Here is a 26237-nt window from a genome sequence, read left to right on the forward strand (position 1 = left end):
GTGGTTGCCAGACCAACTTCATTTTATCACTAGGAGGTTCTTTCCTTTTCTCTAAGAATTTTTGCCGACCCCCAGTTTAACTGGGGGATTAGTCATGCCTATTCGGCGTACATAGATAAAAGAGGAGTCATCACTCGATGACTCCTCTTTTTGAAAGTTTTGCAGTTTATTTAATTTGGCAGATTTTGTAAATTTGAAAATATTAGTATAAGGATTTATATTTCATCCAGTTTGTTTTGGCCATTTCTTTAAGTTCTGTACCACGGCCATCAAGGATTGCATTAATCAAGTATTTACTGAAGCCTTTAGCTTGTTGGTAAGCAATTTTTGGAGGCATAGCAAGTTCTTGTTTATCTACGTGAACATTAACGATAACAGGACCATTATGGTTGAGAGCTTCCATAATTTTTTCGTCTATTTCGCTAGAGTTTTGAATGCTTACACCTTTAATACCAGCAGCTTCTGCAAGTTTACCAAAGTCTGGATTTACAAAGTCTGTAGCATAGTCTAAGTAGCCAGATGCTTTCATTTCCATAGCGATGAAGCTAAGTTCCTCGTTGTTGAATACAAAGATTTTGACTGGCAAGTTAAGTTGTTTTAATGTTAACATTTCGCCCATCATCATTGTGAAACCACCATCACCGGAGAGGGAGATGACTTGACGGTTTGGACATGCATTTTGAGCTCCAATAGCATGCATCATAGCATTAGCCATGGAGCCATGGTTATAGGAACCCAAGATGCGGCGTTTACCATTTGTTTTTAAGTGACGAGCAGTCCAAATAACTGGAGTACCTACGTCAAAAGTAAAGATTGCATCTTCGGAAGCTAATTTATTAAGACGATTTACAAAGTATTGAGGGTGAATTGCAACACCATCTGGTTCTGCTACTGCATAGCTATCTAAATCGCTTCTAAATTTAGCATACGCTTTACGTACAGTATCAATAAATTCAGTATCACCACGTTGAGCAATTAAAGGTAATAATTCTTTTAATGTGTCTTTTACTGTACCAATGATGCCTTGTGTAAGAGGAACACGACGACCTAGTGCACTAGGATCTCTGTCAACTTGAATTACCTTAGCATTTTCAGGATAGAAAGGACGGTAAGGAAAGTCTGTACCAAGCATTACAAGTGTGTCGCATTGTTCAATAGCACGATAACCGGATGTATAGCCTAATAGACCAGTCATACCTACATCATATGGGTTATCCCATTCAACCCATTCTTTACCTCTAAAGGCATGTACTACAGGAGCTTGTAAGCGTTTTGCTAACTCTACTACTTCGTCATGAGCACCTTCACAGCCTGCACCACAGAAGAGGGTAATGCGTTTACCGGTTTCTAAATGAGCAGCCATTTCTTCGATATCATCGCGTTGAGGAATGATATGAGGTAAACGTGGTTGATTCCAAACAGGTAATTCGTCAATCTCCATTTCCATAACAGCCACGTCACCTGGAAGAACGATAACAGCAACATCTTGATTACCAACTGCTGCATTCATAGCACGGAATAGGATTTCAGGCATTTGTTTAGGATTGGACACAAGTTCACAGAAACAAGAACATTCTTTAAACAAGTTTTCTGGATGTGTTTCTTGAAAGTAATTTAAGCCTACTTCAGATTGAGGAATATGAGAAGCAATTGCCAATACTGGAACACGATTGCGATGGCAATCGAATAGACCATTGATTAAGTGTAAGTTACCAGGGCCAGAGCTACCAGCACATACAGTTAATTTATGAGTTAAGGATGCTTCTGCACCTGCAGCAAAGGCTGCTGTTTCTTCATGTCGAACATGTTCAAAAGCAATCTTACCATTACGACGTAAACTATCGTTTACAGAATTTAAACTATCGCCAGTGATACCATAAATGCGTTCGATACCTGCATTGGCTAAGACTTCTATAAGTACATCAGAAATTCGTTTTTTTGCCATATTATCACCTTTATTCAATAATTAATATCAATAAAATATGGTTCTCAAAACCATATAAAATATACTAGACCTATTTTTAGTGTATTTATGTGATATAAATCACTAAATATTGTATACATCGTTTATAATTATTTATAAAAAGGTGGTAAGGCATATATTTTCACAACTATTTATTTGATATTCTTTCTTAATACAAAACTCTTATTCTTGCATAACCCTAATAAAAGTGTTACTATTAATTCATAAAGAAAATAGATAAGTCTTTGGGGACAGGTGAAATTCCTTACCGGCGGTATAGTCCGCGAACCTTTTAGGTATGAATCGGTGCAATTCCGATACCGACAGTACAGTCTGGATGAGAAAAGACGAGGCACATTTGTTGTGCGCAATTATGATTACCCAAGGACTATGTACATAGTCCTTTTTTTATTGAGGTGATATGGTGGATGACGTAGCATATATGAAACGCGCCATTGCACTGGCAAAATTGGCCACGGGTCACACTTCGCCAAATCCTTTGGTTGGTGCCGTGGTGGTTAAAGACAATACAATAATCGGTGAAGGTTATCATCATAAGGCTGGTACAGCTCATGCTGAGGTTCATGCCTTAAACCAAGCTGGTGGTAATGCTAAAGGTGCTACTTTATATGTAACCTTAGAGCCATGCTCTCATTATGGTAAAACTCCACCTTGTGCGCTGCGTATTATCGAGGCTGGCATAGCTAAGGTCGTTGTAGGGAGTACAGATCCTAATCCACTTGTATCTGGAAAGGGTCTGGATTTACTCCGTGAAGCAGGCATAGAGGTTGTTTGTCCCGTATGTAGTGAGGAATGTGCTGAACTAAATGAGCATTTCTTTACCTATATCCAAACGGGTAAACCTTTTGTAACTATTAAAAGTGCTATGTCCCTTGATGGTAAGATTGCCACTTTTACTGGTCAATCTCAATGGATTACGAATGAGTCCTCCCGCCGAGATGGACATATACTGCGTGCTACTCATGATGCCATGCTCGTTGGCATTGGTACAATTCTGGCCGATAATCCTCAATTAAACTGTCGTTTAACTGATACTGAATTATCAGAGGCTTTATTAGATACAAGTATACTTGATGAACCGATTCATGTTCATCAGCCTGATGTAATCATCTTAGATAGTCTAGGTAGAACACCTACGACTAGTCATGTATTTGAAGTAGATACTCGCAAGGTACATATATTTGTATCGAAAGGTTGTCCTAATGAACGGATACAGGCACTAGAACAAGCCGGTGCTCTTGTAACCGTTGTCGAATCAGTTGCTACTCGTAAAAGTAAAAGTACAGATATCGTAATAGATATTAAAAAACTATCTATTGATGATATTCTTATGAAGTTGGGCGATTTTGGTTATACTTCAGTGTTAGTTGAAGGTGGCTCTGCCATTATAAGTTCATTTGTAGAAACATTGAACTTTGATAAGGTAGTTACCTATATTGGTAATACAATAATCGGTGGAACAGAGGCTACACCTGCTGTAGGTGGTCGTGGCTTTGAAAGTTTAGAATCTTCTCCACAGTTAACTTTTACAAAAACTAAAGTATTAGATAATAACATTCGTATCGAAGCGTATCGTCAAGGAAGGAGGGGCGCTTATGTTCACGGGAATCGTTGAAGAAATCGGCCGTGTAGAGAGCATTAAAAAGGGCCCTAAATCCTTGGCTATTACAATTCGGGGGAATAAAATATTTAGCGATTTAAAAATTGGTGACTCCGTAGCTGTTAACGGTGTGTGCTTGACGGCCACCACAATTGGTAATGGCGTATTTACCGCAGATGTAATGCCAGAATCTATTAAGATGACTACTTTTACAAATTTGAAAGTTCATCAACCGGTCAATTTGGAGCGAGCTATGCTTGCTAACGGTAGATTTGGTGGTCATATTGTGGCAGGTCACGTAGATGGGACGGGCCGCATTATTAATCGCGAACAAACGGATAATGCCATTATCTTTACCGTAGAGGCCCCAAAATCTGTTATGGATTATGTTATTTATAAGGGCTCCATTACGATCGATGGTATTAGCCTCACAATTATGCGACGAACAGACAGCAGTTTTTCAGTATCTATTATTCCTCATACCTTGGGAGAAACTATTTTAGGCTCTTCCCATATTGGTACAGAGGTTAATTTAGAAACGGATATTGCTGGTCGATACATTCGTCATTTTATGAATCTCGGTAGTGAACCTACCGAAGACAAACCTAAGAAATCTATGCAATCCCTCTTAGTAGAGAATGGATTTATATAAAAGTAAGGAGCGTTCCTATGAGCGAACAATTGCATTCTATTGAAGAGGTCTTACAAGACCTTAAAGCTGGTAAACCTGTTATTATTGTTGATGATGAAAGTCGTGAAAACGAAGGCGATCTTATCATCGCTGCAGAGTTTGCTACACAAGAAAATATTAATTTTATGGTTAAATATGCACGCGGTATCGTATGTACCCCAATGCGTCGTGAAGCTTTAGAAAAGCTTGGCATTCCTGCAATGGTTGCCAAAAATACAGATAACCATGAAACTGCTTTCACCGTTACTGTTGACCATGTAGATACTACAACAGGCGTATCTCCAGCAGAACGTGCTTATACAATTCAAAAATTAATAGATCCTAATGCTAAACCAGAAGACTTCCGTCGTCCGGGTCACGTATTCCCTCTAGTATATAAAGAAGGTGGCGTACTTGTTCGTCAAGGTCATACGGAAGCATCTATTGACCTTTGTCGTTTAGCAGGCTTACAAGAGGCAGCTGTTATTTGTGAAATTACAAAAGATGATGGCGATATGGCTCGTCTGCCAGATTTACTACAATTCGCTAAAGAACACAATCTTAAAATTGCGTCTGTAGCGGAACTTATTGAATACCGTAAACAACATGAAGATATGGTAGAACTCGGTGCTTGTTCTAAACTACCTACTAAATTTGGTGACTTTAATATCTTTGTATTTAAAAATGATTTAGATCATAAAGAACATTTAGCTATTGTTAAAGGTGATGTACAAAACTGTGATGATGTTCTTGTACGTATTCACTCTGAATGTTTGACTGGCGATGTATTCGGCTCTAAACGTTGTGACTGTGGTGAGCAATTAGATCATGCGTTGCGTGCCATCGAAAAAGAAGGCAAAGGCGTTGTAGTGTATATGCGTCAAGAAGGCCGTGGTATTGGTTTAACAAATAAAATCAAAGCCTATGCTTTACAAGAGCAAGGTTTAGATACTGTAGAGGCTAATGAACAATTAGGATTCCCTGCAGATATGCGCGAATATTCCTTGGCTGCTCAAATTATTCGTTTCTTAGGTATAAAGAGCGTTCGTTTGTTAACGAATAATCCTGATAAACGTCACGGTTTACAACATTGGGGGATTGATGTGACTAGTCGCGTACCACTCATTATTCCAGCCAATAAATTTAATGCAGGATACTTAAAAACAAAAGAAGAAAAAATGGGGCATATGTTAGAAGACTAATTAGTTCAATTTAAATATCATTTGATAATACGAACACATTTCCTAATCAGGAATATAGGAGGTCAATATAATGAAGGTTCAAGAAGGTAACTTATTAGGTACTGGTAAAAAATTTGCTATAATTGGTTCTCGTTTTAACGAGTTCATTACATCTAAACTAATCGGCGGCGCTGAAGATTGTTTATTGCGTCACGATGTAAAAGAAGAGGATATCACTGTTATCTGGGTACCAGGTGCTTATGAAATTCCATTGATTGCAAAAAAAGCTGCTTCATCTGGTCGTTTCGATGCGGTTATCTGCGTTGGTGCTGTTATTCGTGGTGCTACAACTCATTATGACTATGTATGTAATGAAGTTGCTAAAGGTATTGCCCATGTTTCCTTAGAAACTGGTGTTCCTGTTATGTTCGGTGTAGTAACAACTGAAAATATTGAACAAGCTATTGAACGTGCTGGTACTAAAGCTGGTAATAAAGGCTATGATTGTGCTATGGGCGCTATCGAAATGGTTAACCTTATTGATCAATTCTAAGAAGGCTATTAAAAACACTCAGTATCTTATGGTGCTGAGTGTTTTTATAATATCGAAAATATGTTCCTTTACATTTGAAATAAGCTAGGCGAACATATATTCTTTATAATTTGAAATGTAATTCTTTGACATGATATACTATATAAGCACTTATAAGTACAGTTTTAAACATTAAGTAGAAATAAGGAATGATAGAATGGATTATATAAAACGTTTTACTACCCGAGAAGGGGTGCGTATGTCTTTAGCAGTAACAACCGATACTGTTGAAACGGCTCGTGTACGTCATGATTTATGGCCTGTTGCAACGGCTGCTTTAGGTCGTGCCATGACAGGGGCTATTCTACTAGCTGGTGATTTTAAAAATCATGAAAATGTAAGTTTACGCATAAAAGGTGATGGCCCTCTAGGCGTAGTTCACGTAGATGCCTTTTCTGATAATACGGTTCGTGGCTATGTGGATGAACCACATGTAGATGTACCTTTAAAACGAGCTGGTAAGCTTGATGTAGGTGCTGCTGTTGGTCATAATGGTGAAGTACAAATTACTCGGTTTACTCAATTAGCACAAGATTATACCTCTACAAGTCCAATTCAAAGTGGTGAAGTAGCTGAGGATTTGGCTTATTATTTATATGCTTCTGAACAAGTACCTTCTACTATTAGCTTAGGTGTATTAGTAGACCCAGATTATCATACAGTTGTAGCAGGTGGTTTTATCGTACAAGCTTTGCCAGATGCTACAGACGAAGCATTAGCACAAGTAGAAAAGAATATTAATGAACTTGGTCCTGTTACAGAATATTTAAAAGCTCATCCAGATGGTAAAGGCCTCATGGAACGAGTTCTTGATGGCTTAACAGTTAATGAAGTATATAATGAGCCAATTCACTTCCAATGTCGTTGTGGTCGCGATCGTTTCGGTGCCGTACTTATGACATTAAGAGAAGAAGATAAACAGGCTATTTTGGAAGATGAAGTGACAGAGCTTGTATGCCATTACTGTAATGAAAAGTATCATTTCACACGTGAAGAGTTACAGGATATGTTTGCTCCAAAAGGTCCTATTCAATAATAATTGTATAATATGTAAAAAAATACAGGCTATTAGGTTTTTCCTATAGCCTGTTTCTCTATTATGTGAGAGAATAAAAGATAGAGTTATTAATAATAGGAGGTCACAATGAGTGCAATTGGCGTAATTGGTGGTACAGGTGTATATGATCCGTCCATCTTTGAAAATATTCATGAAGAATCCTTAATGACACCATATGGTGAAATAGATTATGTACAAGGTACATACCATGGAAAAACGGTAATCTTTGTTGCTCGTCACGGCAAAGATCACACAATTCCTCCACATAAAATTAACTATCGTGCTAATATTTGGGGGCTTAAAAAATTAGGTGTTACATTTATTATCTCTACGACTGCGGTAGGTTCTTTAAATGAAAACTTTAAACCTGGTCACTTCGTTTTGACTGATCAGTTTTTAGATTTCACTAAAAACCGCATTACTACATTCTATGAAGGTGGTGACCGTCCAGTGGCACATCTTGATGTAACAAATCCTTACTGCCCTGAATTGCGTGATATTCTTCAAAAGGTTGGTATAGAACAAGGTCTTACTATTCATAATGGCGGTACTTATGTATGTACCGAAGGGCCTCGTTTTGAAACACCGGCGGAAATTAAAATGTTCCATATGCTCGGTGGGGATACCGTAGGTATGACTAATGTACCTGAAGTTAATCTAGCTAATGAAGCTGAGATGGCATATGCTACTATTTCTATGATTACTAACTTTGCAGCAGGTATTTCTGAATCTGCGTTGACACATAGTGAAGTTGTAGAAATGATGGGTAATATGGCGGCTCAACTTAAATCTCTTATTTTAGGTGCTATTGATGTAATCGATGTAGATGCTCATTATGACGCTCATAATCGTATGAAAGAATATGGTGGTTTTAAACTATAATCTATTCATTCGAAATACTACAATAGTCCATTGAAGGAGAAGGTATGAGTAATATAGAATGGCGTAAAGATACGTTGGTACTATTAGATCAAACTAAATTGCCTACTGAAATTACTTATGTTTACTGTACGGATTGGCGACAAGTAGCGGAGGCTATTAAAATGCTTCGAGTGCGTGGGGCACCTGCTATTGGCGTAGCTGCAGCTTACGGTCTAATTTTAGCTGCCATGGAGGCAGGGAATTTAGATGCTCCGTTTAGTGAACAACTTATAAGCTTATATGAATTTAGTGAAACTCTAAAGGAAACTCGTCCAACAGCAATCAACTTAGCTTGGGCGGTGGATCGTGTTATTTTGCTTGTAAAATATCATGTTGAAAGTATGTCCTCTATGAGAGAAGTAGTAGACCTGATTACAAAAGAGGCCATTATTATTCATAAAGAAGATGTTTATTTAAATCGTCGCATGGCAGAAGCCGGGGCCACATTATTTGAAGGCCAAAAGAATATTAGGATTCTAACTCATTGCAATGCTGGCGCACTCGCTACAGGTGGTTTAGGTACAGCACTTGGCGTTGTCCGCAAGCTTCATGAAAATGGTCAATTGGAACGAGTTTATGCAGATGAAACACGACCATTATTGCAAGGCGCGCGTCTTACAGCATTTGAATTGCATGAGGATGGCATACCTGTAACCTTGGAAACAGATAATATGGCTGCTTATGCGATGCAACATGGTCTCATTGATGCTGTTATTGTCGGTGCAGACCGCATCACTACTAAAGGTGATGTAGCCAATAAAATCGGTACTTATGGTGTGGCTGTGTTAGCTAAATTTCATAATATTCCATTCTATGTGGCGGCACCATATAGTACATTTGACTTTACTTTAGAAAATGGCAGTGATATTCCAATTGAAATGCGCGATGATTATGAGGTAACATCTTTATATGGTGTACAAACAGCACCTAATGGTATTGATGTACTCAACCCAGCTTTCGATGTGACACCACATGAGCTCGTTACTGCTATTATTACTGAAGAAGGTGTTTTAAAACCAAACTATGAAGAGTCTATTCATAAGCTACGTCAGATCATAGAATCTAAATAACTAGCTTCTCAAAAATGTAGATTATTAACTATATCGTTATTTAAGTAATATAGTATCTATATAATTTACTATCAATATAGTTTAATAATGATAAAGATAAAGATAAAGATAAAGATAAAGATAACAATAACAATTAAATTATGTAGTATCTATACATCCAAGTGGATTGACTATTAAATATTTATTTTCTTGTTTATATTTGTATGAGTAAAAGGAGTTATTATGGAATCTTTAATTAAAGATATTAATTTAGCCGCTGAAGGCCGTAAGAAAATTGATTGGGTTTCTAACTTTATGCCTACATTAAATACATTGGGCGACCGTTTTGAAGCAGAACAAACTTTCAAAGGTCAAACAATTGTTGTTAGTGTTCACTTGGAGGCAAAAACAGCATATTTAGCTACTGTATTAAAACGTGGTGGTGCAGATGTTATCGTAACAGGTTCTAATCCATTGTCTACACAAGATGATGTTGCAGCAGGTCTCGTTGATATGGGACTAACTGTATATGCTTGGTATGATTGTACTGAGGAAGAATATTTTAATTTCCTTAACAAGGCTCTTGATCATAAACCACACATTATTATCGATGATGGTGGTGACTTGGTAAACTTGTTGCACACAACGCGTCAAGATGCTAAAGAACGCTTGTTAGGTGGTAGTGAAGAAACTACAACAGGTGTACATCGTCTATATGCATTAGAAAACGCTAAACAATTGACATTCCCTATGATTGCAGTAAATGATTCCTACTGCAAATACCTCTTTGATAACCGTTATGGTACAGGCCAATCTGTTTGGGATGGTATCATGCGTACTACAAACTTAACTGTAACAGGTAAAAACGTAGTTGTTGCTGGTTATGGTTGGTGTGGTAAAGGTGTTGCTATGCGTGCAAAAGGCCTTGGTGCTCATGTATATGTAACAGAAGTAGATCCTATTAAAGCGATTGAAGCAGTATTCGATGGTTTCAAAGTATTACCTATGATTGAAGCTGCTAAAGTAGGGGATATCTTCTGTACTGTTACAGGTTGTAAAGATGTAATTGTAAAAGAACATTATGAAGTAATGAAAGATAAAGCTATCTTATGTAATGCTGGTCACTTTGATTGCGAAGTTAATGTTGCAGATCTTACCGAGCTTGCTGTAAGTCACGAACGTGTTCGTCAAAACATCGAAGGTTATACTATGGCAGATGGTCGTAAACTTTATGTATTAGCTGAAGGTCGTCTTGTTAACCTTGCCGCTGGCGATGGTCATCCTGCAGAAATTATGGACTTGTCATTTGCTATGCAAGCACTTGCTGCAGAACATATTTTACATAATGGTAAAGATATGGACCCTAAGGTATATGTATTACCTCATGAATTAGATGCAGAAATTGCGAAACTTAAATTGAACTCCATGGGTTACGACTTAGATTCTTTAACACAAGAACAAATCGATTATTTAACAAAAGTAAACTAATTTCAAATCAATTTACATCTAAATTTAATAGAAATCTAATAGATTTCTATTAACAACTATATTTAAAATTTATTAGTTTTCTACTTTAATCAATATAACCGAGCTATTATGGCTCGGTTATACCTATGAGGAAAGACTATGTCTGATTTATTAATTACTAATGTAGACGTCTTAACTAATGAGGGCGTTTTTAAAAATCATGCCATTGAAATCGAGAATGGCTATATTACATCTATTTTAAATGATAGAGAAGTAGAAAAGGCTAAAGCTTCTGCTAAAGAAGTTCTAGATGGTAAAGGACAATTAGCGGCGCCAGGTCTTGTTAATACACACACTCACATTGCGATGGGCCTATTTAGAAATTATGCAGATGATCTTGAACTTATGGACTGGCTTGAAACCGCCATCTGGCCAACTGAGGCAAAGCTTAATGATGAATATGTACGTTATGGCACACAACTTGGTATTGCTGAGATGTTACGTACTGGGACTACTACATTTAGTGATATGTACTTCTTTATGAATACAACTGCTGAGGTAGTAAAAGAAACTGGTATTCGTTCTGTTTTATCTCGTGGCTTAGCAGGTGTATCTCCTACAGCAGATCAAGCATTAGTTGAAAATGCTGATTTATTCCGTACTTGGAATGGATATGATAATGACCGTATTAAGGTATTACTTGGACCACATGCACCATATACTTGCCCAGATACGTACATGGAAAAGGTTATTGCTTTATCTCATGAACTAAATTGTGGCATTCATATGCACTTGTCTGAAACAAAAGGGGAAGTGGAAAATGTTATAAAGGCTACTGGAAAAACACCAATCGCTCATATGCATGATTTAGGCCTATTCTGGAATACTACTTTAGCGGCTCACTGTGTTCATGTTACAGATGAAGATATGGACATTATGGCTGAAAACAATGTAGCTGTAGCACATAATCCGCAATCTAACCTCAAATTAGCAAGTGGTATTGCACCAGTGCCTGAAATGATTGCCAAAGGTATTATAGTAGGTCTTGGTACAGATGGCTCCGCATCTAATAATAATGCAGATATGTTAGAAGAAGTTCGCCTTGCTGCTACATTACATAAGGCACGTCTCTACGATCCTAAAGCCATTCCTGCACAAGCAGCTTGGAATATGGGCACTGTAGAAGGTGCAAAAGCATTAGGCTATACAGACCTTGGTGTTTTAGCAAAAGGGTATCGCGCAGATATCGTTTTATATGATGTATCTGGTATGCACTGGATGCCTCGTTACAACGATTTAGCTGCTCTTGTATATTCTGGTAATAGCTCTGATGCTAATACTACAATTGTAGGCGGTAAAGTTCTTATGAAAGATAAAGAATTGCTTACAATTGACGAAGAAAAACTTCACGCTGAAATGACGAAAGCTCAAGAATATTTTAGTATCTAATATTTAGTAATTAATATATTCATAACTATTAAATTATTTATAGGCTACTAATAAATTATATATGAGCTAATATAGTGATTAGCATACAAAGAAAACCACTCATGAGATTTCATAGAGTGGTTTTTTCTTTATATAGACTTACTTTTATTATATTACAACTATTAATTTTCTAATTATTTTATAGCTTTTACCAAAAACATAGGTACAGGAATATAGAATTCATCTTCCTCATTATAAATGCGAGGACCTACTGTAGGATCTATAGATACTGAACTAGCACCCATTTTAGTGAGTAACTCCTTATCCCATTGAGGGCGTGTATAGGATGAAATTTCTAGCATATGGTATATTGTATGACAACGTTCTTTTAATTCATTACTAACGTGTTCATGTGCATGATGTACAGATTGTGGTAAATTATGATGATTGCGTGCATGTTCCGCATCATAGTTTAGAATTAATCCGCCAGGACGGATGACACGTAGCCATTCGGCGTAGGCTTTATCAGGATGAGGTAAATTCCATGTTACATTGCGTGCCACAACGATATCAAAGGTATTAGTATCAAAGTTAAGATTTTCTGCATCCATCACAGAAAATGTAGCATCAGAATTTAGTGATTCGGCCAGTTGGTTAGCTTCATCAATCATATTTGGGGTAATATCAATACCATGTACTGTATGGCCTAATTCAGAGAGAATGATACTGAAAAATCCAGCGCCACAGCCAATATCTAAAATCCGTAGAGATCGGTTAGAGTCAAAGATATGGCTCATTAACTCATCGCGCCAAAGCTTAAGTTTAGGACTTTCTAATTCTTTTGCACGTAAAGCACCAAAATCATGTGCTCGATCACTCCAATAAGATGTAATAAATTCTTTATCATCTATCATAGGATGATTTTTTTCAAATATATCGTTCATTTTTTAGTTCTCCTCATTTTTATACCTTCCTATAGTATCATAAAATGAGAATTCACCATACTACAAAAATCACAGTACTCCATAATAATTACTATTGGATATGATATAATACATCTATATTTTTGTTTTATGAAAGGGCAGGACGATGATTTTACAGACGGGACAGCGTACAGATATTCCTGCCTTTTATGGGCAATGGTTAATTAACCGCGTTCGTCAAGGATTTGTAGATGTACGGAACCCGTATAATCCGATGCAGATAATACGGTATCCCATTAATCATAATGTGGTAGATGGTATTGCTTTTTGTACAAAGAATCCGTTGCCTTTTATTCCGCTCTTACATGAAATAAATGATTATAGACAGTATTGGCATATGACTATAACTCCATATGGAGTAGATATAGAGCCTAATGTACCACAAGTGGATCTAGTAATAGATGGATTTAAGCAAATATCTACAAAACGTAATCCTCAGTCCATGGTGTGGCGTTATGATCCTATTATTTTAACCCACAACTATACAGTTGATTTTCACTTAGAAAGCTTTTATAAAATGGCTAAAGCCCTCGAAGGATATACAGATACCGTAGTTGTCAGTTTCATAGATATATTTGATAAGGTAGCTCAGAACTTTCCCGAAGGTTATAGACCGAGTTTAGATATTCAAACGAAGATTATTAAAGAATTAGTATCTATAGCTCATTCTCATCATATGATACTTAAAACCTGTGGAGAAGGGGACGTTTTCAAAGAATTAGGTGTTAATACGGAAGGTTGTCTTACGCTAGACTGTTATGAACGTGCGTGGAACGTTAAGTTAAAAGCCCCTAAACGTACACCAGCTAGACCGGAGTGTAATTGTTATTTACATGGTGATATAGGTGCCTATGATACTTGTAGCCATTTTTGTCGTTATTGTTATGCTAATACAAATCAGGCTGCCGTACAGCACAACCGTTTGTTACATGACCCTAAATCTAGTTTACTTATTGGCCAGCTTTCAAAAACAGCAATTATTATAGAAAGTGCGGAAAAAAGCTGGATTGTAGATACAAATTACACACAAGGTTCTTTATTTTAAGGAGAATTATGACCTGCTTTTACTCCTATAGCGTTGACGTATCGTGTAAAATATAGACAAAAGGGGTTGTCAAAGGGACATCTCAGGAATATAAGAGGGTGTAAAGACTATTTTTTGTATTGTTTTATTATTACAAGGAGGTGGAGTATGATCACCTATAAGAGTGAAAGTAAAGATTCATTACAATCACTAGAATCATCTATGCCAGTTCTTGCTATGTGTTATGATTTTGATAAGACATTAACACCTGATGATATGCAGGCACAAGGCTTTATCCAATCTGTTGGCTATGATGAAGAGCAAATTAAACAGTTCTGGCAAGAATCTAATCAGCTAGCAAAGAAAAATGATATGGATAATAACTTGGCTTATATGTACAAGATGATTCAAGAAGCAGTTGGTCGTTTTTATGTAACTCGAGAAAAGCTTATGGAATATGGGAATCAAGTGGAACTATATGAAGGTGTTCGCACTTGGTTTGAGCGTATTCGTGAATATGGTTTAGAACACGGTGTACGCATTGAACATTACATCATATCTTCTGGTTTAAAAGAGATGATAGAAGGTACTGAAATGGCGAAAAAGGGAGCTTTCACCAAAATCTATGCCAGTGCATTCATGTTCGACGACAAAGGCGTAGCAGTATGGCCTGCACAAGCCATTAACTATACAAATAAAACACAATTTTTATTCCGTATTCAAAAAGGAATTTTAGATATCAATGACACAGGTGTTAATGATTATGTTAAGCCTGAAGATCAACGTGTACCATTCCGCAATATGATATATATTGGGGATAGTGATACAGATATTCCTTGCATGAGCTTGGTTAATGCTAATGGCGGTCATTCTATAGGTGTTTATGATCCTGTTAAGAAGGATAAAGATAAGGTGTATAAGATGATGCGTCATCACCGCATACGTTACTATGCACCTGCAGATTATTCAAATGGTTCAAAGTTAGATACATTAGTTAAACAAATTATTCGTAAAACCGCAGCCTATGAAGTCTTAGAAGGTGAGTATATACATTGTAAACACGAAGCAGAGGAGTAATATGGATCAATCTAAATTAACAAGTGAATGGATTCAAGCGTTTAATCGTTTAGGATCTGAAGGCAAATTAAAACCTACCGTACCGTATCATGATTTATTTAACCGTAAAGAACTAAAAGGATTCCCATTGCATACATTGCCTATGTGGACTGTAACATTCCCAACAGGCCGTATTACATGCTGTGACCCTTTGGTAACGCTACCTAATAAACCAGATACATATATCAGAACGGTAGAACCAGGTACATACTTGTTGGAAACAAAAATCATTGAAATGGAACCTAATGAATACCGTTATGTAGCAAGCCGTGTTGTTTTTAATGGTAATGAGCCAGTGAACTATGAATTAGCATTAAAAGGTACAGAAGATTTAACAGATCTTGATGATGGTGAAAGCTACATTGGATTCCCTGTAGACTCTGGACTTGCTACAGTAGTTGATGCTGAAACAATTGAAGAGTACAGAAAATTCTACGATCAATGGCATACAAACTATCCTGATAAAAATATTTATGATGATTACTATAGTGATTTATTCCAATTAAACGCATTAGCATATCCACAATATCAACGTTCTAAAGGAGATTGGATTAATCTTACTATTCCTGATACTGAATTAACAGTACCTATGATTCAATCCGGCTTTGGTGATGGTTTATATCCTGTATATTGGGCATTTGATAAAGACGGTCATATCTGCCAACTTATCATGGAATATATTGATTGCAGCGAAGCATATCAATAGTAAGATCAAGTAAAATTTGTAGAGAATCTTAGAATAAACTTAATATATAGAAAAAGACGCTTACATACTAAGCGTCTTTTTCTATGACATTATTTATTTTATAGGTTTAAATACCAAAAATCCAATTTACGAATACACGAAGGATACTGAGACCTACAATAAATTCTGCTAAGAATCTTAAAGAACCTTCCATGCCATTACCTAAATGTTTTAAACTACCAATTTTGGCTTTACTTACGATATCACACCAGCACATATAATACCTCCGTGAGAGTTAATATGAGTAAATTACATAATTTATATGCTTATTTTACAACGTTATATCAAAAATTTCAATATGTATTTAAAATTAAATAATAATAATTCTACAAATATATCTATAATAGTAAAACTATAGTTTGTAATTCATTACTTCCGATAACGATATATTATCGGAAGTAATTATATAATAAAAATTGGGCCTAAATGGCCCAATTCCTTATGTTTTCTATTTTTTTAGTCTATTCAGCTTACTTACGTTTAAATGTATATGGTTCGTATTCTACATCATTATGGCGATTAGTCCACCAGTTCCATCCAACTCTTGCAAGTTTCCATGCAATGAAGCCTATGATGATTCCCAATACTAAGCCTGTTAATACATCTGTTGGATAATGTACAAATAGATATACTCTAGAAAATGCTACTACTAATGACCCAAGTAATGCTATAATTCCTAAATATCGCTTCTGAGGCGCTATTTGACTTAAGCCTAGGTAAATAGTCATTGCTGACGCAAATGAACCAAAGCTATGGCCTGATGGGAATGAATAACTACTTGCTTTTGGTAATGCAGACTCTAATGGTACTGTTACATTAGGAAAATCTACAAAAGGTCTTAATCTAGCTACATGTGGTTTTAAACCTTGGTCACCGATGATTAATACAAATCCTAATGCAATTATTATAGCTACGCCTAATACACGATATTTTTTCTGTAACATCAATAACAAGGCAATTATAATCCATAAGGCACCGCTGCCAGTAATTTTTGAAATAAATGCCATAATAGGTGTTAAAAAACTATATACAAGGTGGTCATGTACATAGAATATTAAAGAGTGATCAAATTGTAAGATTGTGTCCATAGCTTCCTCTTTTAATTTCATTAAATGATAATTATTGAGAATAAATGAGCAGTGATATTTTAATCCTTTTATTATTGGATTTTATATACTTTATATCATGTATATATCTTTTTCTCATTTACATCCAAATAATAGCCTAAACTATTTAGACCTCATGGTCAATAGTTTAGGCTATATTTAATAAAATCTTTAATTATGTTTTTTATTTCTTTGTTTTATTTACTAGAAGACTCTGTCGGCATTGTTATAATCGTATCTACAGGATCATATACAGATTCAAAGGAATCAGTTTGTGTAACCCAGTTACCATATGTTATGGTTCTATATGTGTTCATTGTTAATCCCACATGCCCTTCTTGTATTTCTTTTTGCTTTAATGATGAATCTATGCGTGTAATTGTTTTATTTGGTATCTCACTGCGATCACCAACTGAAATAGATACATTTTTAGGCTTATCTTGGGCTGTACCAATAATATAAATAGTTAAAGTGCCATTATTCATAACGCTAAGGATATAAATAGATTGTTGGTAAGGGTTTCTAAACTTAAAATCTAAATAGCCCCAAGCTACTGTAGCATCACGACCAGCTTGAATATATCCTACTGGCTCAAAATGAGGTGTACGCTCGATGATATTCATACCCGATAATAAAGCTGTATTAAATATGGTAGAACTTACTTGGCAAATGCCACCGCCAATACCAGGCACTAGTTTGCCATCAATCATAACAGGTGCATCATCATAGCCTGCCTCTGCAGTACGTTCACCTACAACATCGTTAAAGGAGAATTGTGCACCCGGTTTAATTAGGGTACCATTTATTTTATCAGAAGCTAATTGAATATTATGGGTTCTGCTTTCATTATCTGGATTATATTCAGTAGTGAAAGATGCTAATACTGTATTTAATGGTTTTAAATCAGCATCAGTAACTTTTATAGTATTTTGAGTAGTAAATACCATGGATAGTGAATTAATATTATCACCGGCTTGTAAATCATCTTTTAATTTTTTTAAAGTCGCATCTATATCGATACGCTTACCTTCTTTTGCAGGATGTAATACAACTTGTCCATTTTCAATCGTAAGGTATGCGTCATGACCTGGTGTATCAATTGTTTTAGCTAATTCACTAAGATAGGTTTTACCTTTTACTTCATCAAGCTTATATTGTGGTGTAAAGTGTTGTCCATAATAGAATCCATGGAATCTATGTAAAAGAAGTGTCCACCAATCTTCTTCATATCCATAAGAAGAAATTTCTTTTACTATAGCCTCTGTATCAACTTGAATTCCTAAATCATAATAAGATGCCTGTTGCTTTTTATTATTTCCTAGATCGATAGATACAGTTTGAGGGATCTTACTATTTAACTCTTGTAAGCGACCTTGTAGTTCATTCTTAGGTGTATTAGATAAATCGGTATCATTGTAATATACACCATAGGAAATATTTTCTGTTGGAATGTATGAACAACCGCTCGTACTCAGGAGGACAAGCATAGTCCCTAATATTATATGTTTCTTATTCATCGTATTATAAACTCTCATAAATTAGTCATTATATTCTCTAATTATAGCATATAAGATTACAATCTATGGTACAATTATATTGATATTTTTAGAGGTAAGGATGGATTATGTCAGAGTCGAAAGAACAACACAAACATTTTTATTTGCGCAACAATGATGTGCTTATGAATAGTACAAAGTTGTCTATGAAAGCAAAACAAAGCATATTGTTATCTAAAGCTGAAAATACTGTGGATGCTTACGAATCGGATTGGGACGATTTTGTAGATTGGTGCACTTATCAAAAGGTAGCTTATTTTCCTGCTACACCAGAAACAATTGTGAATTATATTAATGATCTTGCTGATTATGCTAAGGCAAATACAATCTCTCGTCGTATTAGCGCTATATCGGAGAATTATAATGCTTCTGGCCATCGGGATAATCCATGTATGGCACCAATCGTAAAACAAGCGTTACGAGGGATTAGACGTTTAAAAGGTACATTTCAACAAGGTAAAACACCAGTACTATTAGAGGATATTGAAGATATTCTAGATTGTATGACTAAACTAGATGTACCCGAATTACAGTTATTACGAGATAAGGCCATTCTTTTAATTGGTTTTATGGGTGCTTTTCGTCGTAGTGAAATTGCAGCTATTACAGTAGAACATCTACAGTTTTCTCCACAAGGTGTTGAAATCTTTGTACCATCCTCAAAAGCAGACCAAGAAGGTCAAGGTGCTGTGGTAGCTATCCCTCATATACCTGATTCCCCTCTCGATTCTGTACAGGCCTTACAACAATGGTTACGAGCATCTGGCATTACTAAAGGGCCTGTATTTAGAGGTTTTACTAAAAATATGTCACTTCGTAAAACAGCTATATCCGATAAGATGATTGCTGAAATTGTAAAGAAATATATTTCTCTTATCGGTCTTGATCCATCTATGTATGGAGCCCATAGTTTGCGTCATGGCTTTGCAACGACTGCCGCAGCTTATGGTGTAGAAGAACGTAATATTATGAGACAAACACGTCATCATAGTGTTAACATGGTTCGTCGTTATATTAATGAAGCGAACAAGTTTGTCGATAATCCTATTTCAACAATCTTTGAAAAACGATTTAGATGATAATTATAGATCATTTGATTAAGATAATATCTATAAATCGTATAATAACATATATTAGATAACAAAAAGCAGCTATCTCTATTGAGTAGCTGCTTTTTCGTGTGGGTTACACCCATATATATTTAGTTTTGAGCCACATAGTCCAAAGCTCTAACTGGACTATCAGAATTATGTGCTGGTACCTTTAATACTGTACCAGGTACAAGTGTACCAGAATCACTGATGTTGTTGAGTTCTTTCATAGCATATACCATTTCTCGAACATCCATATCTTTATGAGCTGTACGAGCTGCAATATCCCACATAGTGTCGCCTGCTTGTACCTTTACTTCACGTACTGCATGTGTATTTGTAGCTGTTACAGGATTTGTCATATTATAGCCGAACAAGATTGTTAAGCACATTCCTACCATCATCAATATATTTTTCATCTCATACCTCACATTTATATCGAACATAATATCTGAGAACATTTGTTTGTTTACATTCTTATATTAGCACACGAACGAATGTTCGGTCAAGTGTTTTAGAACAAATGTTTGCAAAAACTTTTAAAATTGCCTATAATAGATATATAAGATTAGTAATTATCTTATGTTTTTATTATATAGTACAAAATGAGTAATTTTTTTCGCATATATATTGATATTATTTTGATGTTACATTGACTATGGAGGTTCATCGTGAGACGCCCTGCTACAGATATAAATACCAAACAGCGCCGTATATTAGACTTTATTAAGGATTCATTACATAATGAATATCGCTGTCCTACAGTTCGTGAAATCTGTACCCATGTAGGACTCAGTTCTACATCTACTGTGCAATCTCATTTGAATGCTCTTGAAAAGTTTGGTTATATTAAACGGGATCCTAATAAAAATCGCGCTATTACAGTACTAGAGGATACAAAACCTTCTATTTCTGTAGATGGTAATGAAACATCAAGTTCTGATAATTTTGAGTTCTTAGGTGCTGGTTTAAAACAAGTTCCTCTTATTGGTACTGTACAAGCAGGTATGCCTATTACAGCGGTAGAAAATTTAGAATCTACTCTTACATTACCTGTTCAACTAACTGGTGATTCTGACTGCTTCTTACTACGCGTTCAAGGCGAATCTATGATGAATATTGGTATGTATGAAGGTGATATGCTAATAGTACGTCATCAAAATACAGCTAATAATGGTGATGTTGTGGTTGCTCGTATTGATGACGAAGCAACAGTAAAACGTTTTTATAAAGAAAATGGACATATTCGTTTACAACCAGAAAATGATAATTTTGATCCTATTATTGTAGATGACTGTCATATTGAAGGTCTTGTCATTGGTCTTGTACGAGACAGAATATAGAAAAAAAAACGGCAACTTATGGTTGCCGTTTTTTTATTATACTTAAGACTTGTAAAAAAAACAGAAGCTACATTAAATAGCTCCTGCTTTTATTTTTATTTTATTTTACATATTCTGTTAACGCTTTATCAATATATGCGGCTTCTTCGGCACTAGGGTCACACATCGGTAAATTGAATGCACCAGCAGGTAAACCTATTTTACGGGCTGCATATTTAACAGGTATTGGATTTGTAGTGATAAACATAGCTTTTATGATATCCGCTAAGCTTTGATGAATACGAAGTGCTTCGTGATTATTGCCAGATTCATAGGCTTGAATCATAGCATTCATATCGTTTCCTGCTACATGGGATACTACGGATACTACACCACATGCACCAACAGATAACATTGGTAATGTAAGACCATCATCTCCACTATACACCATGAAGTCGTCCTCAGGCATTAAACGTTTGATTTCAGATGCAATCATAAGATTACCACTGGCCTCTTTAATTGCACATATGTGAGGATACTCATTATGTAATTGCGCTAATGTTGTTGGGAAAATACCTGTTCCTACACGGCTTGGTACATTATAAACCATGATTGGCAGTGTCGTAGCCTCTGCAATGGCTTTAAAATGTAAGTATTGGCCTTGTTGATTTGGTTTATTGTAGTATGGTACTACAACCAATAAACCATCAATTCCATCAATTTTAGATACTTCTTTCACAAATTCTACAGAGGATGTTGTGTCATTTGAACCTACATTAGCAATAATAGAACCTTTATGACCACATTCTTTAGCAATAGCTGTAAATAGTGCTAATTTATCCTCTTTAGACATAGATGGGTTTTCACCTGTTGTTCCGCATACAACGAGGCCATCGGAGCCATTATCTAATAGATAATTTGCAATAGCTACACTATTTTCTATGTTTAAGGATCCATCATTATTAAATGATGTAATCATAGCCGTTAATACTCGACCAAAGGTTTTCATATCTGTCCTCCCCTTGATAGATTAAAATGCTTGTTTTTCTACCAAGTACTCAGCAATTTGCAACGCATTAAGTGCGGCACCTTTACGAATTTGATCCCCTACAATCCAGAAATTCATACCTTTGTCGTTATATAAGTCTTTACGAATACGGCCGATTTCACAGTCGTTTTGATTAGATGTATATAAAGGCATAGGATAAAGTTGTTCTGCAGGATTATCTTTCACTTGTAAACCAGGGAATTTTTCACAAGCTACTTTAAAAGCTTCTACAGAAACCGGTTCCGCTGTTTCTACTAAAACAGATTCGGAGTGGGAACGATACACAGGAACACGTATAGTAGTTGGTACTACTTGAATTGTGTCATCGTGAAGAATTTTTTGTGTTTCATTTACCATTTTCATTTCTTCTTTTGTGTAATCATTGTCCAAGAACACATCGATTTGTGGCAATAAGTTAAATGCTATAGGATAATGTTTAGGCGCAGAACCTGTTGGCAATAAGTTTGCAGTCATTTCTTTGCCAGCAGTATATTGTTTTACTTGGTTTTCAAGTTCTTCAATACCCTCTTTACCAGCACCAGATACTGCTTGATATGTACTTACAACGATGCGTTTAATTGGGGAAATATCATGTAGTGGTTTTAAACCTAAGCTCATAATAATAGTAGAACAATTTGGGTTAGCAATAATACCTTTATGTTTTAAGATATCTTCTGGATTTACTTCTGGCACAACAAGAGGTACTTCAGGATCCATACGGAATGCACTAGAGTTATCGATAACAATTGCACCACGTTTAGCGGCTTCTGGTGCTAATGTTTTAGAAATAGAACCACCTGCAAATAAAGCGATATCAATATTTTCAAAGGATTCTGGTTTTGCTTCCTCTACTACATACGTTTTTCCATTCACTGTAAGTTCAGTACCTGCAGAACGAGCAGATGCCAACAATTTTAAATTGTCATATGGGAAATTACGCTCTTCAATAAGTGTAATAAATTCTGCACCTACTGCACCAGTAGCACCAAGAATTGCAACATTAGGTTTTTTCATTACTATATCTCCTTGCTCTAATATTATAAATAATGCTCTAAGCCGTAAGTTAAACCAGTTTTAGCACTAATTTTTTTACATGCTAATACTACACCCGGCATAAAGGAAAGTCGGCTTAAACTATCGTGACGAATTGTTAACGTTTCATCATAGCCACCAAATAGTACTTCTTGGTGAGCTACGTAACCAGGTAAACGAACGCTGTGGATTGTTACGTTATCAACCTTAGCGCCACGAGCACCTGGTAAACTTTCACGAGTCAAATCTTCATCAGGCGTTACATTCGCCGCTTGTTTAGCTTCGTTGATTAATTTAGCCGTTAAAATAGATGTACCAGACGGAGCATCGTATTTATGGTTATGATGTAGTTCAATAATCTCTACATTAGGGAAATATGGTGCTAGTTCTGCAGAAACCTTCATCATCATAACTGCACCAAGCGAGAAATTAGGTGCTACAAGGCAGTTTGCATCATTTTGGCGACCAATAGCATCTAATTCGTCACGTTGTTCCGCAGTTAAACCTGTAGTGCCAATAACTACATGAATACCTGCAGATAACATTTTTTTTGCATTTTCATAGATGACTGCAGGATTTGTGAAATCTACAATTACATCTGGTTTATTTGTATCTAGTATCTCATCGATAGAGGCATTCATTGTAATTCCCAATTGTTCGATGCCTGCTACGGTGCCCACATCTTCACCTGCTTTAGTTGGGTCAATACCACCTACTAATGTTAATTCAAGATCATTATGTACTGCTTTGACTACTTCACGACCCATTTTGCCGCCAGCGCCATTTACCATTACTCGAATCATATATACCTCCAAAAAAGCCAGTGGATGCATCCACTGGCCTTATAGTTTATATAGCTTATAACTGTTACTAAAAGATCAATGATAGCACTCCACCAATTTAAATTGATGACAGTCGTCTATCTATTAAATAGACAACCAGAACGATGAGTCGCAATCATCGAACTTCGGCAAGTATCCCTTTTATCATGAATCAATGCATGCCGACTCCTCATGATTACTCTTTATACTTGCACCTCTATCAACATATTTACTTAATACTATTAGTATAAGTAATTATACGATTTTCGTCAATTAAAATGGTCAATTAGTTCTTTTGCAGCTGCTAATGCCGTAGACGACATGCCTCGACCTGACATCATAGAAGCAATTTGTGTAACTCGTTCTTCATTATTAAGTACCGATAATGTTGAAACTGTACGGTCATCTTGCTCAATTTTAGTTAAATGATAATGTTGCTTTGCAATACTTGCTGTTTGAGGCAAATGAGTGATACAGAATACTTGATTCGTTTTAGATAAGTGTAGAATTTTTTCTGCTACCTTTAATGCTATATCACCACTGATACCAACATCAATTTCATCAAATACCATTGTTTTGAACGTATCACTACGGAAGACAGATTTGAATGCTAATGCAATACGAGCTAATTCGCCACCAGAGGCTACCTTGTGAAGAGGCAATAACTGTTCTCCTTTATTGGCAGAAAATAATAGTTCAATAGATTTTGCTCCTAAAGGAGATAATTCTTCACTATCCTCTATATAGAATTGAATGTCTCCTTTAGACATCCCTAAATCTATCAGTTCTTGATGTAATGCAGTAGCAATAACTTCTCTATTCTTGATACGAATTTCACGTAAAACTCTTAAAGCCTCTTCTGCAATCATTTTAGCTTTAGATAATCGTTCTTCTAATTCATCTTGTGCAAATACAAGTCCCTCTAGTTCTTCTAAGCGCTTTTGTGCCTTTTCTTCATAAGCTAAAATTTCTTCTATGGTTTCTCCATATTTTTTCTTTAATCCATAAAGTAATGTGTCGCGGTCTTGGCAATATTTATATCGCTCTTCATCGCAGCTAATAGTATCACGATATCGATCTAGTGATTGTGCGGCTTCTTCCAATTGGAAATAGGCAGAATCTACCATTTCAGATACTTCTTTTAATTCACCATCATATTTTACAAGGTCGTTAACCTCTACCTTAATTGAGTTAATAGTATCTAGTAATGGTTGGCGTCCATTATAGAAGGCGTCATAGCAAGAACCTAATACCTTATCAATATGTTCAAAACTATCAAGACGTTTTAATTCTTCTGAAACAGATACATCTTCGCCAAGAGTAAGACCAGCTTCTTCAATCTCATCAATTTGGTATCGTAACATATCAAGCTCTCGAGCACGTTCAGACATATTTTCTTGTAAATGATCTACATCTTGTTTTGCCTGTTTATATATTTTATAAGCATCTAAATAAGTCTTATAGGCTACTTGGCCTTCTTTATTATAAGTGTCTAAATACTCATGATGTGTATCTGCATCTAATAAACGTTGATTACTATATTGACCATGAATATCTGCTAAATGTTGACCAATTTCTTTTAATGCTTTTAATGGTATAGGTTGATCGTTAGCTAAGATAGTAGATTTACCATTACGATTAAATGAACGTGAAAGAATTAATTCGCCTTCTTCAATCATAATGTTTTTAGATTCTAAAAGCTCTAGTATACTTTGGTGATTAGCAATATCAAATATTCCATCTATAACAAAACTATCTTTACCATGACGAATGAACTCGCTGCTTGCGCGTTCTCCTAAAAGAATACTAAAGGCATCCATTAATATGGATTTCCCTGCCCCAGTTTCGCCGGTAAAGATAGTTATGCCATCATTGAATGAAATATTCATTTGCTCAATCAACGCAAAGTTGCGAATGCTCATTTGCGTTAACATATATTTAATCCTTCATTAAATCTTGAATTTTAGATAAAATTGATGGAACTTCAGCTTCTGATTTTGCAATTAATAAAATTGTGTCATCACCAGCTAATGTGCCAATAATTTCAGACCATTTAGCATGGTCAATAGAAAATGCTACAGATTGAGCAGATCCAGGTATTGTATGTAATACAACTTGATTCAAGCTATGATCTACCTTGATTAAAGAGTCTTGAAATAATCGATTAATTCGACTACGAGATAAAACTACATTTTCTTCTGGAGATAATGCATATCGATAGTGTCCATCGCCTGTAGGAATTTTGATTAGCATCAATTCCTTAATGTCACGAGAAACTGTAGCTTGTGTAACTTCAATACCTTCTTCTAACAAGGCCGCTGCTAATTCCTCTTGAGTTTCAATCGCCTTGGACTGCACGATTTCTTTAATTTTGTTATAGCGATAGCGTTTCATTTTAAACTCCCTTTTTTAAAACTTGCACATAAAAGAGAATAGTATCTTTC

The 26237-nt window shown here is 35.8% G+C and carries 25 protein-coding genes and 2 riboswitches; of the genes, 14 read left to right on the forward strand and 11 right to left on the reverse strand.

Annotated elements, in window-relative coordinates; genetic code table 11:
• Positions 1-202 precede the first annotated feature (202 nt).
• A complete protein-coding gene (gene poxB / locus RWP19_RS03220) occupies positions 203-1945 on the reverse strand; it encodes a ubiquinone-dependent pyruvate dehydrogenase (RefSeq protein ID WP_314356443.1) in 1743 nt (580 codons plus the stop codon).
• 255 nt (positions 1946-2200) lie between these two features.
• Positions 2201-2316, forward strand: a riboswitch (FMN riboswitch).
• Positions 2317-2384: 68 nt separating this feature from the next.
• Between poxB and ribD the strand changes: the two genes are divergently transcribed.
• The 9 genes from ribD to RWP19_RS03265 all read left to right on the forward strand — a co-directional run bounded on the left by ribD (position 2385) and on the right by RWP19_RS03265 (position 11970).
• Positions 2385-3599: a bifunctional diaminohydroxyphosphoribosylaminopyrimidine deaminase/5-amino-6-(5-phosphoribosylamino)uracil reductase RibD gene (ribD, locus tag RWP19_RS03225; protein ID WP_314356444.1), complete on the forward strand. Its 1215-nt coding sequence runs from the start codon at positions 2385-2387 to the stop codon at positions 3597-3599.
• The gene (locus RWP19_RS03230; protein WP_314356445.1) at positions 3580-4236 is read left to right on the forward strand and encodes a riboflavin synthase; all 657 of its coding nucleotides are present in this window, start codon (positions 3580-3582) and stop codon (positions 4234-4236) included. Before ribD ends, RWP19_RS03230 begins: the two co-directional genes overlap by 20 nt.
• Before the next feature lie 17 nt (positions 4237-4253).
• Positions 4254-5456, forward strand: a complete 1203-nt coding sequence (locus tag RWP19_RS03235) for a bifunctional 3,4-dihydroxy-2-butanone-4-phosphate synthase/GTP cyclohydrolase II (protein ID WP_314356446.1) — start codon at positions 4254-4256, stop codon at positions 5454-5456.
• A gap of 70 nt (positions 5457-5526) precedes the next feature.
• Positions 5527-5988, forward strand: a complete 462-nt coding sequence (gene ribE, locus RWP19_RS03240) for a 6,7-dimethyl-8-ribityllumazine synthase (protein WP_295207914.1) — start codon at positions 5527-5529, stop codon at positions 5986-5988.
• 196 nt (positions 5989-6184) lie between these two features.
• Entirely contained in the window at positions 6185-7063 is an 879-nt protein-coding gene (gene hslO / locus RWP19_RS03245; protein ID WP_314356447.1) for an Hsp33 family molecular chaperone HslO, read from the forward strand.
• A 108-nt stretch (positions 7064-7171) separates the two neighbouring features.
• Positions 7172-7966 (forward strand): S-methyl-5'-thioadenosine phosphorylase, encoded by a 795-nt coding sequence (gene mtnP / locus RWP19_RS03250; RefSeq protein ID WP_314356448.1) that lies wholly within the window; start codon positions 7172-7174, stop codon positions 7964-7966.
• A 44-nt stretch (positions 7967-8010) separates the two neighbouring features.
• Positions 8011-9075: an S-methyl-5-thioribose-1-phosphate isomerase gene (gene mtnA, locus RWP19_RS03255; protein ID WP_314356449.1), complete on the forward strand. Its 1065-nt coding sequence runs from the start codon at positions 8011-8013 to the stop codon at positions 9073-9075.
• Between the two features lie 222 nt (positions 9076-9297).
• The gene (locus tag RWP19_RS03260; protein ID WP_295289252.1) at positions 9298-10542 is read left to right on the forward strand and encodes an adenosylhomocysteinase; all 1245 of its coding nucleotides are present in this window, start codon (positions 9298-9300) and stop codon (positions 10540-10542) included.
• A 138-nt stretch (positions 10543-10680) separates the two neighbouring features.
• Positions 10681-11970, forward strand: a complete 1290-nt coding sequence (locus RWP19_RS03265) for an amidohydrolase (protein ID WP_314356450.1) — start codon at positions 10681-10683, stop codon at positions 11968-11970.
• Positions 11971-12143: 173 nt separating this feature from the next.
• Here RWP19_RS03265 and RWP19_RS03270 read toward each other — a convergent pair whose 3' ends face one another.
• Positions 12144-12893, reverse strand: a complete 750-nt coding sequence (locus RWP19_RS03270) for a class I SAM-dependent methyltransferase (RefSeq protein ID WP_314356451.1) — start codon at positions 12891-12893, stop codon at positions 12144-12146.
• A gap of 145 nt (positions 12894-13038) precedes the next feature.
• Between RWP19_RS03270 and RWP19_RS03275 the strand changes: the two genes are divergently transcribed.
• The 3 genes from RWP19_RS03275 (at position 13039) to RWP19_RS03285 (ending at position 15778) form a co-directional block, all read left to right on the forward strand.
• The gene (locus RWP19_RS03275) at positions 13039-13977 is read left to right on the forward strand and encodes a DUF1848 domain-containing protein (RefSeq protein ID WP_314356452.1); all 939 of its coding nucleotides are present in this window, start codon (positions 13039-13041) and stop codon (positions 13975-13977) included.
• A gap of 147 nt (positions 13978-14124) precedes the next feature.
• Positions 14125-15033 carry an HAD family hydrolase gene (locus RWP19_RS03280; protein ID WP_314356453.1) on the forward strand — a complete coding sequence of 303 codons (909 nt, stop codon included), beginning with the start codon at positions 14125-14127 and terminating at the stop codon, positions 15031-15033.
• Between the two features lies 1 nt (position 15034).
• A complete protein-coding gene (locus tag RWP19_RS03285; RefSeq protein ID WP_314356454.1) occupies positions 15035-15778 on the forward strand; it encodes a DUF4241 domain-containing protein in 744 nt (247 codons plus the stop codon).
• A gap of 106 nt (positions 15779-15884) precedes the next feature.
• Here RWP19_RS03285 and RWP19_RS03290 read toward each other — a convergent pair whose 3' ends face one another.
• The 3 genes from RWP19_RS03290 to RWP19_RS03300 all read right to left on the reverse strand — a co-directional run bounded on the left by RWP19_RS03290 (position 15885) and on the right by RWP19_RS03300 (position 18440).
• On the reverse strand, positions 15885-16034 hold the full coding sequence (locus RWP19_RS03290; protein WP_295257613.1) for a hypothetical protein: 150 nt from the start codon (positions 16032-16034) through the stop codon (positions 15885-15887).
• A gap of 253 nt (positions 16035-16287) precedes the next feature.
• On the reverse strand, positions 16288-16905 hold the full coding sequence (locus tag RWP19_RS03295; protein ID WP_314356455.1) for a phosphatase PAP2 family protein: 618 nt from the start codon (positions 16903-16905) through the stop codon (positions 16288-16290).
• Positions 16906-17120: 215 nt separating this feature from the next.
• A complete protein-coding gene (locus tag RWP19_RS03300; protein WP_314356457.1) occupies positions 17121-18440 on the reverse strand; it encodes a VanW family protein in 1320 nt (439 codons plus the stop codon).
• A 107-nt stretch (positions 18441-18547) separates the two neighbouring features.
• Between RWP19_RS03300 and RWP19_RS03305 the strand changes: the two genes are divergently transcribed.
• Positions 18548-19558 carry a site-specific integrase gene (locus RWP19_RS03305; protein WP_314356458.1) on the forward strand — a complete coding sequence of 337 codons (1011 nt, stop codon included), beginning with the start codon at positions 18548-18550 and terminating at the stop codon, positions 19556-19558.
• 122 nt (positions 19559-19680) lie between these two features.
• Here RWP19_RS03305 and RWP19_RS03310 read toward each other — a convergent pair whose 3' ends face one another.
• Positions 19681-19989, reverse strand: coding sequence for a LysM domain-containing protein (locus RWP19_RS03310; RefSeq protein ID WP_105094378.1), 309 nt, complete (start codon positions 19987-19989; stop codon positions 19681-19683).
• Positions 19990-20241: 252 nt separating this feature from the next.
• Between RWP19_RS03310 and lexA the strand changes: the two genes are divergently transcribed.
• Positions 20242-20913 (forward strand): transcriptional repressor LexA, encoded by a 672-nt coding sequence (gene lexA / locus RWP19_RS03315; protein ID WP_024065698.1) that lies wholly within the window; start codon positions 20242-20244, stop codon positions 20911-20913.
• A gap of 100 nt (positions 20914-21013) precedes the next feature.
• Here the strand turns inward: lexA and dapA are convergent, their stop codons facing one another.
• From dapA to argR, 5 genes are all read right to left on the reverse strand, one after another.
• The gene (gene dapA, locus RWP19_RS03320) at positions 21014-21901 is read right to left on the reverse strand and encodes a 4-hydroxy-tetrahydrodipicolinate synthase (protein WP_314356459.1); all 888 of its coding nucleotides are present in this window, start codon (positions 21899-21901) and stop codon (positions 21014-21016) included.
• A gap of 21 nt (positions 21902-21922) precedes the next feature.
• Positions 21923-22954: an aspartate-semialdehyde dehydrogenase gene (locus RWP19_RS03325; protein WP_314356460.1), complete on the reverse strand. Its 1032-nt coding sequence runs from the start codon at positions 22952-22954 to the stop codon at positions 21923-21925.
• Between the two features lie 23 nt (positions 22955-22977).
• The gene (dapB, locus tag RWP19_RS03330) at positions 22978-23775 is read right to left on the reverse strand and encodes a 4-hydroxy-tetrahydrodipicolinate reductase (protein ID WP_314356461.1); all 798 of its coding nucleotides are present in this window, start codon (positions 23773-23775) and stop codon (positions 22978-22980) included.
• 74 nt (positions 23776-23849) lie between these two features.
• Positions 23850-24021: riboswitch (Lysine riboswitch) on the reverse strand.
• A 41-nt stretch (positions 24022-24062) separates the two neighbouring features.
• Entirely contained in the window at positions 24063-25727 is a 1665-nt protein-coding gene (recN, locus tag RWP19_RS03335) for a DNA repair protein RecN (RefSeq protein WP_314356462.1), read from the reverse strand.
• Positions 25728-25731: 4 nt separating this feature from the next.
• The gene (gene argR / locus RWP19_RS03340) at positions 25732-26187 is read right to left on the reverse strand and encodes an arginine repressor (RefSeq protein ID WP_295257636.1); all 456 of its coding nucleotides are present in this window, start codon (positions 26185-26187) and stop codon (positions 25732-25734) included.
• Positions 26188-26237 lie beyond the last annotated feature (50 nt).

It is taken from the genome of uncultured Veillonella sp., from assembly GCF_963522475.1.
In the GTDB taxonomy this organism is placed as follows: domain Bacteria; phylum Bacillota; class Negativicutes; order Veillonellales; family Veillonellaceae; genus Veillonella.